Annotated in this window: 15 protein-coding genes; 4 read left to right on the plus strand and 11 right to left on the minus strand. The window is 72.4% G+C overall.

The genetic code is table 11. The features are described from left to right. Positions 1-63: 63 nt before the first annotated feature. Positions 64-1,584, plus strand: a complete 1,521-nt coding sequence (locus ACZ3TI_RS22530) for an FAD-dependent monooxygenase (protein ID WP_465728840.1) — start codon at positions 64-66, stop codon at positions 1,582-1,584. Between the two features lie 126 nt (positions 1,585-1,710). Here ACZ3TI_RS22530 and ACZ3TI_RS22535 read toward each other — a convergent pair whose 3' ends face one another. The 5 genes from ACZ3TI_RS22535 to ACZ3TI_RS22555 form a co-directional block, all read right to left on the minus strand. After that, complete coding sequence (locus ACZ3TI_RS22535; RefSeq protein ID WP_465728842.1) at positions 1,711-2,919, minus strand: cytochrome P450; 1,209 nt, start codon at positions 2,917-2,919, stop codon at positions 1,711-1,713. Positions 2,920-3,038: 119 nt separating this feature from the next. After that, entirely contained in the window at positions 3,039-3,695 is a 657-nt protein-coding gene (locus ACZ3TI_RS22540) for an HAD family hydrolase (protein ID WP_465728844.1), read from the minus strand. 63 nt (positions 3,696-3,758) lie between these two features. Beyond that, positions 3,759-4,775, minus strand: a complete 1,017-nt coding sequence (locus tag ACZ3TI_RS22545; RefSeq protein WP_465728846.1) for a ScbA/BarX family gamma-butyrolactone biosynthesis protein — start codon at positions 4,773-4,775, stop codon at positions 3,759-3,761. Between the two features lie 312 nt (positions 4,776-5,087). Beyond that, a complete protein-coding gene (locus ACZ3TI_RS22550; protein ID WP_465728848.1) occupies positions 5,088-6,899 on the minus strand; it encodes a CocE/NonD family hydrolase C-terminal non-catalytic domain-containing protein in 1,812 nt (603 codons plus the stop codon). Positions 6,900-7,051: 152 nt separating this feature from the next. Continuing rightward, positions 7,052-7,762: a hypothetical protein gene (locus ACZ3TI_RS22555; RefSeq protein ID WP_465728850.1), complete on the minus strand. Its 711-nt coding sequence runs from the start codon at positions 7,760-7,762 to the stop codon at positions 7,052-7,054. Positions 7,763-8,008: 246 nt separating this feature from the next. Here ACZ3TI_RS22555 and ACZ3TI_RS22560 point away from each other — a divergent pair, with 246 nt between their 5' ends. Beyond that, a complete protein-coding gene (locus tag ACZ3TI_RS22560) occupies positions 8,009-9,268 on the plus strand; it encodes an alpha/beta hydrolase family protein (RefSeq protein WP_465728852.1) in 1,260 nt (419 codons plus the stop codon). A 90-nt stretch (positions 9,269-9,358) separates the two neighbouring features. On the opposite strand, the gene ACZ3TI_RS22565 is transcribed toward ACZ3TI_RS22560, so the two are convergent. Then, positions 9,359-9,844: a MarR family transcriptional regulator gene (locus tag ACZ3TI_RS22565; RefSeq protein WP_465728854.1), complete on the minus strand. Its 486-nt coding sequence runs from the start codon at positions 9,842-9,844 to the stop codon at positions 9,359-9,361. Between the two features lie 119 nt (positions 9,845-9,963). On the opposite strand from ACZ3TI_RS22565, the gene ACZ3TI_RS22570 reads away from it, so the two are divergent. Next, entirely contained in the window at positions 9,964-10,392 is a 429-nt protein-coding gene (locus ACZ3TI_RS22570) for an HGxxPAAW family protein (RefSeq protein WP_465728856.1), read from the plus strand. Between the two features lie 9 nt (positions 10,393-10,401). Here ACZ3TI_RS22570 and ACZ3TI_RS22575 read toward each other — a convergent pair whose 3' ends face one another. After that, positions 10,402-10,740, minus strand: coding sequence for a winged helix-turn-helix transcriptional regulator (locus ACZ3TI_RS22575; protein WP_465728858.1), 339 nt, complete (start codon positions 10,738-10,740; stop codon positions 10,402-10,404). Between the two features lie 84 nt (positions 10,741-10,824). Between ACZ3TI_RS22575 and ACZ3TI_RS22580 the strand changes: the two genes are divergently transcribed. Then, entirely contained in the window at positions 10,825-11,235 is a 411-nt protein-coding gene (locus ACZ3TI_RS22580) for a YybH family protein (RefSeq protein WP_465728860.1), read from the plus strand. A 22-nt stretch (positions 11,236-11,257) separates the two neighbouring features. Here ACZ3TI_RS22580 and ACZ3TI_RS22585 read toward each other — a convergent pair whose 3' ends face one another. The 4 genes from ACZ3TI_RS22585 to ACZ3TI_RS22600 form a co-directional block, all read right to left on the minus strand. Then, entirely contained in the window at positions 11,258-11,497 is a 240-nt protein-coding gene (locus ACZ3TI_RS22585) for a hypothetical protein (protein ID WP_465728862.1), read from the minus strand. A gap of 104 nt (positions 11,498-11,601) precedes the next feature. After that, on the minus strand, positions 11,602-12,084 hold the full coding sequence (locus tag ACZ3TI_RS22590) for a hypothetical protein (RefSeq protein ID WP_465728864.1): 483 nt from the start codon (positions 12,082-12,084) through the stop codon (positions 11,602-11,604). 104 nt (positions 12,085-12,188) lie between these two features. Then, positions 12,189-12,917 (minus strand): hypothetical protein, encoded by a 729-nt coding sequence (locus ACZ3TI_RS22595; RefSeq protein ID WP_465728866.1) that lies wholly within the window; start codon positions 12,915-12,917, stop codon positions 12,189-12,191. A 251-nt stretch (positions 12,918-13,168) separates the two neighbouring features. Next, a complete protein-coding gene (locus tag ACZ3TI_RS22600) occupies positions 13,169-13,726 on the minus strand; it encodes a PadR family transcriptional regulator (protein WP_465728868.1) in 558 nt (185 codons plus the stop codon). Positions 13,727-13,797: the final 71 nt, after the last annotated feature.

Genomic DNA, 13,797 nt, shown 5'->3' on the forward strand with positions numbered 1-13,797 from the left:
CCCGAACGGCGCCGGGCCCTCACCCATGCCCAGCGCTTCCCACCCGGAAAGGACCCCGCACCAATGGACCCCGCACCAATGGACCCCGCACCGAAGGACCGCGCCACCACCGCCCGCGCCCGAGTCGTCGTCGTCGGGGGCGGCCCCGTGGGCATGCTCCTCGCCGCCGAGCTGGGCCACCACGGCATCGCCACCGTCGTCCTGGAGAGCAACCCGCAGACCGTCGACCAGCCCAAGGCCGGCACCCTGCACGCCCGTACCGTCCAGGGCCTGGCCCGCCGCGGCCACCTGCGCGCCCACCAGGCCACCGGCAACGGCCTCGCCCGGCCGAACGCCGACGCCTTCCATTTCGCGGGCCTGCCCGGCCTGGTGATCACCGCCCCCGGTACCGAGCCCGCGCCCATCTACGGACGCTCCCAGGCCGACCTGGAACGGGACTTCGAGGCACGGGCCCGCGCCCGCGGCGTCACGGTCCTGCGCGGCCACACCGTCACCGACCTCGTCCAGGGCCCGGACGCCGTCGAGGTCACCGCCGAAGGCCCGGACGGCGTACGGCAGTTCACCGCCGAGTACGTCGTCGGGGCGGACGGCGCCCGCAGCACCGTGCGCGAGCTGCTCGGCTTCGCCTCCGAGACCCACCCGGCGACCGTCTCCGCCCTGCTCGGCCTGGTCCGCCTCACCGACCCCTACCGGGTGCCCTCCGGCTGGAACCGCACCCCGCACGGCTGGACCATCGCGGGCGTGAACCCGTACGGGCACAGCCGCTTCTTCACCATCGACTTCCGTGGCCCGCACCGCGACCGCCACGCCCCGCTCACCCTGGGCGAGTTGCGCGCCGAGGCCGAGCGCATCCTCGGCCACCCGGTGCCGATGACCGACCCGGTCTTCTTCTCCAAGTTCAACGACTTCTCCCGCGTGGTGTGCGACTACCGCAAGGGCCGGGTCTTCCTGGCCGGCGACGCCGCCCACGTGCACTTCCCGGTCGGCGGCCAGGGCCTCAACCTCGGCCTGCAGGACGCGCTCAACCTCTCCTGGAAGCTCGCCCACACCCTGGCCGGCACCGCGGGCAAGGACCTGCTGGACACCTACAGCGCCGAGCGCCGCCCGGTCGCCCGCCGGGTGGTCGACAACACCCGCGCCCAACTCGCCCTGATGCGTCCCGATCCAGGCCTGGACCCGCTGCGCGACCTGGTCTCCGAACTGCTCGGCGTCGAGGGCGCCAACACCCACCTCGGCAACATGATCAGCGCCCAGGACACCGTCTACCCCGCGCGCACCTCGGACGGCTCCCCGTGGGAGGGGCACTTCCTGCCCAACCTCCCCCTCACCACCGAGGACGGCCCAACCGACGTCATCCGCCTGCTGCTGGACGGCCGCCCGGTGCTGCTCCTGCTGGGCGCCGACGAGGAGGCGCACCGCAAGCAGGCCGAGGGCTGGTCGCACCTGGTGCGCGTGGTCCGGGCCGAGGGCGACCGCAAGCTCCCGTGGGAGGCCGTCCTGATCCGCCCGGACGGCTATGTCGCCTGGGCCTCCGACGGCGGTCCGCTGGCCGGCACGCTGCGCGAGTGGTTCGGCGAGCCGTAGACCTCGTCGGCGCAGACCTCTCCGACACAGACCCCGTCGGCGCAGACCCCGTCGACGGAGTCCCGCAACGCGAAGGGCGGGTACGGCTTCCCGTACCCGCCCTTCGCGTTCCGTCCTACCCGGTCGCTACCACCGCACCGGCAGCGAGGTCGGCCGCCGCAGCACCGTGCCGATGTCCCACGGCACCTGTGCCGGCTCGACGGCCAGCTCCAGCGTCGGGAACTCCTGCGCCAGGCGGGTCAGCACGGTCACGATCTCCATCCGCGCCAGCGCCGCGCCCATGCAGTGGTGCATGCCGTACCCGAACTGCAGGTGCCGCTTGGCGGGCTTGCGGTCGGGGTCGATCACCAGCGGGTCCGGGAAGACCTCCGGGTCGCGGTTGGCGGCGAAGGCGTCCGGGTAGACGACGCTGCCCTCGGGCACCAGGCCGACGCTGGTCTCCAGGTCCCGTCCGGCGATCCGCGGGAAGGCGGAGATGGTGCCGAGCGGGATGAGCCGGATCAGCTCCTCGGCCAGCTGCGGCGCGATCTCCGGCTCCTCGGCGAGCCGGCGCCACAGCGCGGGGGCGGCCAGCAGGGCGTAGAGCGACTTGGTCAGCACGGACACGATGTTCTGGTCCGCGCCCAGCAGCGAGCCGAAGAAGATGCCGGTCAACTCGGCGTCGTCCAGAGCGGGTTCGGCCTTGGCGCGGTCGGCCCGGAACTGCTCGATCAGCCCGCCGGGCACGACCGGACGGACACCGGTGACCAGCTCCTGGACGTAGCCGTAGACCCGGTAGAAGTGCTGCACCAGGTCGGGCACGTTCTCGTGCGAGGCGATCTGCACGATGCGCGAGGACGGCCGGAAGTAGTCGACGTCCTCCAGCGGCACACCGAGGAAGTGGCAGTTGACGGTGATCGGCACCCGGTCGATCAGGTCGCCGAACAGGTCCGGGGATTCGGCGGCGCGCAGCCGGGCGATCCCCTCCTCGACCACCCGGTCGAGCACCGGGCGCAGCCGCTCCACGCCGTTCGCGCTGTAGTCGGCGGCGACGAAGCCGCGCACCCGGGCGTGGTGCGGGCCGTCCAGGTTGAGCAGCAGCTCCTTCGGCATCACCGTGGGCAGGAAGCTCGGTCCGCCCTCGACGTTGGTCTCGGTGCGGCCGGAGGCCGGGTCGGTGAGCAGCTTGTGGACGTCGGCGTAGCGGGTGAGGTGGACGGCACTGTGCCCGCTGGGCAGCCCGATCAGCGGCACGCCGTTGGGGCCGGGCTCGGCCAGCGGGGTGAAGGCCGGGACGGGGTCCAGGTGCGGGATGTCCGTGACGCTGGCGGTCGCGGACGGGACAACGGTGGTCATGCGTTCTCCGGTTGGACGCGTGGGGGCGGGCGAGCACGGCCGGAACGGCCGGGAGCGGTCGGGAACCGCCGGGAGCGATCAGGTGCGGCCGGGAGCGGTCAGGAAGCCGCCGGGTGCGGTCAGGTGAGCGCGGGCAGCCCGATCAGGCCGGTCAGCTCCCGTACCGCCTGCGCGCTGTTGCGGAAGTGCACCGCGCGCCAGCCGCAGCGCCGGGCGGCGACGCAGTTCTCGGGGAGGTCGTCGATCAGCACGCACTCCTCGGCCGTCACCCCCGCCTGCTGCTCGGCGAGCCGGAAGATCTCCGGGTCCGGCTTGCGGAACCCGACCTTGCAGGAGTCGACGACGTGGTCGACCTCGCCGGCCGGCGCCACGATGGTCTGCCAGTACGGCTCCCACTCCACGACGTTGTTGCTGAGGATGCCGACCCGGAAGCCGTGCTCCTTGGCGTGCCGCACGGTCGCGGCCATCACCGGGTTGACGCGCACGCCCTCGAACCACTGCTCGCCGAAGCGCTCGAAGCGGGCGCGGGACAGGTCGATGCCGGGGTTCTCGTCCCGCAGGGCGCGGACCATCGCCTGGCCCCACTCCGCCTCGGTGAGCATGGCGAGCTCGATGGGCGCGAGCGGCTCGACGCCGAGCTCGCCGCCGACCGTCCCGAGGGCGGTCTTCAGCTGGCGGGGGGTGATGCCGGTGCGGGCGTGGTACGAGTCGAAGAGGTCGTCCAGCGGCGGCGAGAGCACACCGCCGAAGTCGAACCAGATCATGGGCTTGGACATGGCGGTGTCTCCTTGCGGTGCCGCAGTTCGGGCTGTTCGGCCGGTTCGTACGCTTCGGGCTGCTCAGGCACTGGCCGCCGCGTAGGAGAAACGGTTCTCGAGCGCACCCGTGATCGGGCTGGTGCGGGTCAGGTGCACCCGGGCGCGGGCGATCCGCTCGTCCTCCTGCACCATGGTGATCTCGAACGCGACGGTGTCCGCCGCCGGCGAATCCACGACCTGCACGACGCAGTCGGTCGGCAGCTCGAACTCGCCGAAGCGGGTGAAGTCGGTCTCCACCCGCGCGAGCAGCAGGCTGCGCGGCGAGAGCCCGAACAGCTCCTGCGCCGCGTACATCGCGGACTGCCGGAAGCCCTCGAAGATCAGCGCGCCCGGGATGTGGTCCAGCGGGTGGTCGAACAGCGCCGGGTTGCCCTGGTCCACGACGACCTGGGTGCGCAGCTCGTGGCCCCCCGTCTCGACCCCGGCCAGCACGACGTTCTGCCCCGAGGCGCGGCCGACGGAGATCGCGGGCACCCGGCGGCCGGTGTGGTGCGGCCGGGCCGGGGCCAGGGTGAGCGCGGCGCGGCCCTTGTCGCGCATCCGGTCCCAGGCGGCGCCCGGCATCCACTGGCAGACGGTGCGCATGGTGGCGGCCTCGTCGCCGTCCACCGAGAGGACCAGGTCGAGCGTGCTGCCGGTGACGACGCCGTCCCGGTGCTTGAGGGCGACCTGGTGGGCCCGGATCTCGGCCTGGCCGGGGCGGGCCCCGATCCGCAGCGCCTCCGGGTCGGTGATGTTCAGTTCCCCGCTGACGAAGATGAACTTGTTGTCCAGCGGCGCGTCGAGGAAGGTGTGCGCGGCGTAGATGGACGCCTGGCGGAAGACCTCGACCAGCAGCAGCGGGTCGTAGGCGGCGGGCGCGGTGACGTTGTCGCTGTAGTAGCTGTGCACCCGCGGCAGCTGCGCCGCGATGAGGTACTCGTCCTCGGAGACCCGGGCGGAGTCGGTGAGGAAGACCTCACAGATGGCGGCCCGGTGGACGGCGGCACGCGGGACGGTGTTCGAGTAGGTCAGAGTACTGTCGACGATTGCGGACATGACTGAGCTTCCCCCTCTGGGCTCCTGCATGTAGGTACCCCTCCGATCGGAGGTGCGAGATGGATCGTACCTATGTTTGGAGTGAGGTTACTGTGGCGTAGGCCACGTGGAAGCGAACATGTGTGTTAAAAGCCCGTGTGGACTTTGTTGCGGAGCCCCAGGTCAGCGCCCCAGGGATGTGCCTCGAGGCCGTGTGCGACGCGACACTCCGGCGCAGCGCCCCGGCGCAGCGCCCCGGGACGGCGCCCCGGGGCGGCGGGCATGCCGGCGGCCCGCCGTATCGCCGCGACGGGCCGTCGGTGGAACGCGGGATCAGCCGAGCGGCAGCTCCAGGCGGGCCTCGCTCCCGATCGGGGAACTGACGGTGGTGGTGCTGTCCTCCGTGCCGGTGAAGGCGTACAGCTGGTCACGGCTGTTGACCACCAGCGCGAGGCGGTGCCCGTCCGGCAGGTCGTAGGCCGCGGGCTGGAGCTTCCAGCTGACGGTGCGGTCCGTCCCGGCGGGCAGGTCGGGAACCGTGTACGGCTCGTGCGTGATGATCTGCGCCGTGCCGTCCCGGGCGACGTCGAACAGGTACGCCACCAGGGTCGCGGCGTCGGCCGTGTTGCGAACGGTCAGCCGCACCGTCGCGGCGCCGCGGATGCGACGGGCCACGCCCTCCTGGCCGGACAGCGGGTCGGTGGACCAGACCAGCAGCTCCGGCCGCTCGAACCCGGTCGCGTCATAGGCCTTGGGGTTGCCGAACCACTCCTTCTGACCGGTCGCCATCACCGCGTCCACCGCGGTGGCGGCGGTCAGGCCGCCGGCGGTGAAGTCCCGGTCCCAGCCGCTTGTCGGCTTGTCGGCCAGCGCGCCGTCACCGGTGCCGCCCGTGCCGGTGGGGTACCAGGTCTCCGTGTCGGTGGGCTCGCCGGACCAGTTCGGGAACGACTCGCGGCGGGCCGGGACGGTGATCCGCCTGCCACCGCCGACGACCGGGGCCGTCTGGTAGGTGAACATGATCTGGTTGTTCACCTCGGGCCAGTTCGGCACGTCGTTCGACGCACCGAGCAGGTGGTGGTCCAGCCAGGCGTACGCCTCCTGCATCGGCTCCCGCAGCCCGGGGAACGGCACCCCGCCGACCAGCCCGGCCAGACCGGGGCCCTCGGGGGCACCGTGGTCCCCGATCCAGGTGTTCAGGTGCTTCGGCACGGTGAGCGCGGTGAAGGTGTCGAGCACCGAGGTGATCGGGAAGAGCGTCTCGTGCCAGGTGTTGGAGACGAAGGTCGGGACGCCGCGCTCGTTGGTGAGGCGCACGTAGGTCTCCGGCGAGCGCTCCTCACCCCACTCCACCACGGCGTCCAGGTTCACGCCGCCCAGGAAGTCCTTGAGGAGCTGCTGCGTCTCCGGGTCGAACTTGTCCTCCAGCTCACCGCCGGTGAACTCGATCAGCTTCTGCACGGCCTCCGTGTGCCGGGTGCCGTTGTCGTACAGGCTGGTGGCCAGATTGCCCCAGGTGCTCAGCGCGACGACGGCGGAGACCCGCTTCAACGGGTCGTGCGCGGCGACCAGCTGGCTGATCCCGGAGCCGTAGGACTCGCCGAGGAAGCCGACCGCGCTCGGGGCGAACGTCTCGTACGCGTGGTCGATCATCCGGGAGCCGTCGGACCAGTCGTCGGGGCCGGCGACGTTGATGAAGCCCTCGGACGTGGACACCCACCCGTCGATGCCGATACCGCGCGGGGTGTACGCCAGCACGTGGTAGCCGCGCCGGGCGAGGGACAGGTAGCAGTACATGAACGGCAGCCAGCCGTACGGGTTCCACCCGGCGGGCACGATCACGACCGGGCGCGGCTCGGAGCTTTCGAGCTTGATCGAGAGCGCCGAGAGCCGGGTGCCGTCCTCCGCGCGGATGCTCGGCAGGTCGAACGAGGCCCGCCCGCGGATGTCGGCCACCAGCTCGGCCAGTTCGGCGGGCAGCGCGACGGTCTCCGTGCCCTGCAGGGCGGCGAGCAGCGCCCTGGCGACAGCGAGCACCGCCGGGCTGGGCGCGAGGCCGCCACCGGCCCAGATGCCGTTGGTCGCGATGTCGTCCAGTGTCGCGTCTGTGATCGAGGGGATCGGCTCTCCACCAGCAGTAGTCATTCGAACCACCCTTTCCCTGACAGCCGACGGCGCCCGGGAGGGCGCGTCCAGGCGCATCATGTTCTGGGTGCGCACGAATAAACTGGCACCGTGTCATATGCCACCCGAACGAGTGAAGGGCGCGGATTCCCCGCGCCTCTCGCCCTTCGCCGCTACCGGGGGGCGGGCTGCGCGCGGGTGAGCCCGGTCCAGCGCTCCAGCTCCTCCGCGTGACTGCCGAGCGCCGTCGCCGCGGCGACCGCTGCGGCATCCTCCGGTGTCGGCTCGCCCTCGCGGGCCAGCAGCGCCAGCGGCCAGACCGGCGCACCAGCCCGCTCGCCGTCGAAGGGGTGCCAGTCCCAGGCCGCGTCGAACCGCCAGGCGCGCCCGTCCCGGTCGGCCACCTCGTCGCCCGGTTCGAGGAAGGCGTACGGACGGAAGAGCAGTTCGACACCGATCGGCTCACCGCCGGCCGGATCGAGCGCGTAGCCCTGCTCCTCCAGCGCGGGATCGTACGTCTCCCCCTGCGGCAGGACCTCGACGTAGCACGCGGGCCGCGGCAGCAGGCCGGTGACCAGCGGCGGATCGTAGTGCTCGACCGAGTGGACGTGCACCACGGTCGGGGGGATCCCCACCCGGCAGGCGTCACCCGGCTTGAGCTCCGTCTCCGGCGGCTCCGTGCGGAAGACCTCCCACTCGCGCGCGGCGGGCAGCGGCAGCGCATGCTCACCGTTCCACCGGATGTTCATCGCCACCGCCTCCGGGTCCGCCGCCAGCCACGGCCACGGCACGGTGACGTAGGAGCGCGACACCTCGGTGACGGTGGTCTCGGCGAACGGGCACTCCAGCCTCAGCACATCACCGGGTCGGAAGTCGTGACTCATGGGCCGCATTCTGCACGCCTCCAGCGACAAACCGACAAGTCGCCGGCCCAGTGCCCGGTGCTGTGGACGATCGACCCCGGCTCCGAGGGTCGGCCACGAGGGCCACTTCCCTCCCGCCGCAGTCGGGCTGCAACCCTCGGCACCGCATTGGCCCGGGGATGTACGCCCCTGGGCCAATGCCCGGTGACGGAGGATCAATCGGCGGGCCGATGACCCCTGTTCGCCCCGCGTGACAGCGTTCCGCGCATGGACACCACGCCGATCGCAAGCCGTACCGGAAGCCGCTCGGGAGCCCGTCCGGATCCGAGCCGCCGCCGCATCCTGGGCGCCGCACTGGCGATGGGAGCCGCCGTGCCGCTCGGACTCGCCGACACCGCCTGGGGCGCCCCGACCGGTCCGGCTCCTTCCGCGGGCTCCTCCGCTGCACCCGCCCGGCTCACCCTCCCCGCGCCCACCGGTCCGCACCCCGTGGGCATGGTGCCCCTCCACCTGCGCGACACCTCCCGTCCGGACCCGGTCGCCGGGCCCGGCCGCTACCGGGAGCTGATGGCCACCGTCTGGTACCCGGCCCGCAGCGCCGACGCCGACACCTACCCGCTCGCCCCCTGGATGACCGACGGCGCCCTGCGCGCCTTCCTCGCCGACACCGGCTTCGCGCTGGACGTCTCCCTCGCCCCGCTCACCTCCGGCCACCGGGGCGCGCCGGTCCACCGGACCGGTCACCGGCTTCCCGTCGTCGTCTTCTCGCACGGCTCGGGCAGCCACCGCGGCGACCACACCGTCATCTGCCAGGAGCTCGCCGGCCACGGGTATGCCGTCGTCACCGTCGACCACACCCACGACGCCTTCACCGAGTTCCCCGACGGCACCGTCCTCACCCCGGACGACCGCGTCGCGATGTACCCGAGGGACTACGCCGCCGACCTGCGCTTCCTGCTCGACCGCGTCGACGACCTGGCCGCCGGCCGCAACCCCGACGTCGACGGTCGCACCCTCCCGGTCGGTCTGCTCGGCGGCCTCGACCCGGACACCGTCGGCGCCTTCGGCTGGTCCAAGGGCGGCACCGCCACCGCCCTCGCCATGGCCGCCGACAAGCGCATCCGCGCCGGGCTCGCCGTCGACGGCCCGATGATGGCCAACCCCGCCCCCACCACCGACCTCGACCGGCCGTTCATGATGATGACCGCCGACTGGGCTCGGGCCGTCAACCCCGCCGCCGAGACCTTCTGGTCCCACCTGCGCGGCTGGCGGCTCGACGTCCAGGCCACCGGCGCCGTCCACGCCTCGTACGGCGACACCATGACCCTGATCCCGCAGGCGGGGAAGCTGCTCGGCATGACCGAGCAGCAGATCCGCTCCCAGGTCGGCACGCTCGACCCCGACCGCGGGATCCGCGTCCAGCAGGCCTACCCGCTCGCCTTCTTCGACCTCCACCTGCGCCACCGCGGCGAGCGTCTGCTCGACGGGCCGTCGCGCGCCTTCCCGGAGGTCGTGTTCCACCCGTAGGCGCACGCGCGCCGGCGCCCGGCGGACCCTCGCGGGGGGGGTCGCCGGGCGCCGACGTGTTTCTTACCGGACCTTTGCCGCCTCGTGGCCCTACGGTGTCTCGGCCCGGACCTCCTCCAGCGACTCCGCCAGCACCTCCCTGGCCCGGGTGAACCAGTCGGCGATCACCGCGATCTCGTCCGGCGTGTAGTCGGCGAACAGCGCGCCGATCCGCTGGTAGAAGGGCCCGTAGACCTGGAGGATGCGCTCCTGGGCGCTCTCCGCCATGACCACGCGCACCCGCCGACGGTCGCCCGGATCGGCCTCGCGGCGGGCGTACCCGGCCTTCTCCAGCCGGTTGAGCACCCCGGTCACCGCCCCGGTGGTCAGCTGCGCCCGCTCGGCGAGGTCGCCGGCGGCCAGCGACTCGCCGGCCATCGCGGCCTCGATGACGAAGCCGAGGCAGGTGAGGTCGGTGACGTTGAGCCCGAGCCGGGCGGCGATGTCCTGCTGGCCGAACTGGGCCAGCGCGATCATCCGGTCCATCGAGTACTGCGCCTGCTCGGGCGTCGCCTGGGGGCGCGGCTTGCCCTTCACGCACATTCTCCTTAGCATCTAAGTTACTTAGCTCGTGAGATAAACGACCTGGGTCGCCCACCGGCACCCACCCATCTCACACCACCGGAGGAGACATGCGCGCACACGGTGATCACGACATGGGACACACCATCGCCGGCTGGACCGGCTCCACCATCGCCATCCTCGGCTTCACCCTCGCGGGCGCCGCCCTCGTCCTCGGCTCGACCGCCGGGCTCTGGGCCGGCGCGGCCCTCACCGCCCTCGGCGCCGTGGCCGCCTGGCTGCTCCACCTCGCCGGCCTGGGCAAACCCACCGGCCCGCGCCCGCCCCACCTCCGCCACTGGCGCACCCCCGACCCTGCCGGACGCCGGGGCCACCCCGACTGCCTCGGCTGCCGCCTGGCCGGGCGCCGACCGGTGGTCCTTGGGGCGGGCGCGGCGGCAGGGGCGGCGGCGGAGGCAGCGGGGGCGGCGGGGGCGGCGGTAGGGGCGGAGGTAGCGGTAGGAGCGGGGGCGGCGGCAGCAGCGTGGGTACCTGCCGGGCGGCGCGTCGGCGGCGACGCCTGACGCCTGGGATCACGACATCGAGGACAGCTCCACACCCGTCCGGTAGAGCTCCACCAGCAGCGGGCGGAGCGCCTCCCCAGTCGGCGTCAGCCAGTAGCGCGTCCGCACCGGGAAGCCGGTCAGCCGCTCGCGCACCACCAACTCCCGCTCCCCCAGCGCCTGCAGACGCTCGGCGAGCACCTTGGAGCTGATCTCCGGCAGGCGCTCACGCAACTCCCCGTACGAGGCGGGGCCATGCATCAGCTCGCGCAGCACCAGCGTCGTCCACCGACCCGCCACCGCCGCCAGCGCCACCTCCACCGGGCAGTCCGCCTCCGGTCGCGCCGTACGGCCGCGGTCGTCGGGCACCAACTCCGCGTCCCAGCAGCGGCCTTCGGCGTGCGCGTCGCTTTCCGTTTGGTGACCTACGGCGCGCCCGTCTTCACTGCTCGCATGACTCACCCCACCAGCCTCCCCGCGGACACCGACCCGGCACAACACCCGGACGCGGTCGCCGCCGTCTTCGCCGCCGCGTTCAACTCCGGCGACCCCCACCGTCTCGCCCGGGTCTACGAACCCGGCGCCGTCTTCGTCCCCTCACCCGGCAGCACCGCCACCGGACCCGAACTCCACCGCGCCAACGCCGAGTTCCTCTCCCTCGGCCTGCCCATCACCGTCCACCCCCGGCACACCTACGTCGCCGACGACATCGCCTTGCTCATCGTGGACTGGGAGATCACCGGCGACGCCCCGGACGGCACCCCCGTCCACCTCACCGGCACCGCCACCGACGTCGCCCGCCGCGACCCGACCGGCCACTGGCACTACGTGATCGACAATCCCTTCGGCACCGCCCACCCCTGAGCGGCCGGAGGGCGTCCGGAGATCACCCGGTCCGCTCCTTCGGGTCGACTGTGCAGAAGTAGACCTGGCTGGTCTGCCGGTCGAAGTAGAAGTAGAAACTGCCCGTGTACCGACCCCGGGTGATCGACCGGTCGAACGACTCGCTGTGGAGCCAGTCCCCGGGCTCCGCCGGGACGGGGCAGGAGATGCGGTCCTTCTTCCAGGCACCGGTCGACGTGATCGCCGCCAGCCTCGCCGGATCGATCCCGGCGAAGCCGTCCACCGTCACATCGGTCGGCCCCGGAACCGCCGGACGGGGTCCGGGCTCCCCAGGATGGCGCGGACCCACCGCGCCGACGACAACGTGCCCAGTTCCGGGAAACGGCGCTACAGCGGATCGACATCCGTACGGACCTCCCGGCTCGGCGCCGCGAGCGCCGTCGGGCTGCCTTCCCCGGCCCTGAGGAAGCGGGTGCCGTTGGTCCCCAGATCGTTCAGCGACAGCGTCTCCACACCGTCGGCCTGGCCGTACTGGAAGCAGTCTTCGCACGTCAGCGATCCGTCCGTGGAGGTGAGTCGGACGAACGCGCCGTACCCGGCGTCGGAGGCCTCGCCGCGGCGCCAGGTACCGGTGAACGTCACGCCCGCCGTCGACTTGTCGTCCCCCCGGCACGCGGCAGGCACCAGGGTCACCTCGCCGAGCTTGCCGCCCTCCAGGAACTCGATCGAGCCGGCCTGCTCCGCCCGCCACACCCCGACCACGGGCGCCTCGGCCTTCCCCACCGTGCAGGAGGTCAGGGCCGACAGGACGGCGACCACGGCGAGCGCCGGAACAGGCCACGAGGGACGGGGGTTTGGGCGCTTCTTCAACCGGAGGCGATCCATGAAGCCGATCATCCCACCGGCTGCGGGACGGCAGTCAGGCAGGCGGCCGGAACCGCCGCCTTCCCCGGTCGTTCGGCGGCGGGCTCGGCTCAGACCTGCATGCCCTGGGTGGCGACCGCGGTGGGCGGGGTGGTGCTGCCGGCCGTGGTGCCCAGGGTGTGCTCGACCTTGGCGACGGCGGTGCGGTACTGCATCGAGGCGGTCTGCGAGGAGGCGCTCTCGCGCTGGAAGTAGCCGAAGGCCATGGCGACGGTGCCGAAGCGCTCGATGCCGATGAAAGCGTTGAGTTGGACGCCGGCCACCGAACCGTCCAGGCGGACGGCGGGCGCGTCCGGGCGGTCGCCGAGGGTGACCGGGGTGACGGTGAAGGTCACGGTGTCCACGGTGCCGGCGTTGAAGGTGATGGTGTGACAGGTCCGGAAGGCGTCGGTGACGGTGTTGAAGTCGGCGGCGAGCCGGTCGAGCGGCTCGGCGGCGAGGGCCTCGGTCACCATCGGGTTGTCGTCCGGGCCGTCGAACTCGACCTCGGCGCGCGGGTTCGTGGGGCTGGGCTGGGTGGCGCGCATGTTGATCAGGGCGCTGAGCGCGTCACAGCCGCTCACCGGGCTCGGGTTCTCCTCAGGGCCGGGGCTCTGACCGGCGGGCACCTCGGTGAAGCCTGGACCGAGGTCGGCCGCAGTGAGCAAGGCCGATCTCAGCTGGTCGGCGGAGGGTAGCTCCTGGGCGGGCGCGGCCGACGCCAGGTGTGCCGGGCCCAGGGCGACGGCCACGACGACGGCTGCGGCGGTGACGGCGTGGAGAGGCCTTGAAAGAGACATGCCGGCCCCCGGTCGAGAGTTCGGGCAGGGACAGAAGACCAGTCTCCCACCGGCGGCCGGACGAGGCGCGGGGGCAGGTATCTCCGCAGGTCACAGCCTGGGTGACGCACATGAGCGGGACTCATGGGGACCGTATGAGCAGGTCTCATGCGGAGCCCGATGAGCGGGGCTCATGAAGGGGGACGCCATGAGCGGGGCTCATGAAGCGGGACGCCATGAGCAGGTCTCATGGGCAACGTCATGAGCAGGTCTCATACGGAGCCCGATGAGCGGGGCTCATCGGGCTGCAGCGTCTCGAGGGTCTCGGCGAGCCACTCCACCCAGAAGGTCTCCAGCCCGATCCCGGCCCGCAGTACCGCGTGCTGGAGCCGGTTCTCGCCGTCCGCCTTCTCGGCCGGGAAGTCCCGCCGTTCGATCTCCAGGTAGTCGGCCAGCTGCGCGCGGTGCGTCGCCAGGTGGCGCTCCAGCTCGTCCGCCAGGCCCTCCGCACCGACCACCGCCGCAGCTCGCAGCCGCAGCAGCAGCGGTTCCCGGACGGCGCGCGGTGCCGCGCCCTCGGCCGTCCAGCGGGCCAGTTCGGCACGGCCGTCCGGCAGGACCTCGTACTGCTTCTTCTGCCCGCGCACCGGCCCGTCCGGCTGGAGGGCCCGGATGTGTCCGGAGGCCTCCAGCCGGCTCAGCTCGCGGTAGATCTGCTGGTGGGTGGCGGGCCAGAAGAAGCCGATCGACTTGTCGAACCGCCTGGTCAGCTCCAGCCCGGAGGACGGCTTCTCCAGCAGGGCGGTGAGGATGGCGTGCGGCAGCGACATGCCGACGATCCTACGGGCGCACGCACGGGTCTCATGGACACGGCCATGAGCAGGTCGCATGCGACAAGCTC

Source organism: Kitasatospora sp. NPDC023120 (genome assembly GCF_055560835.1).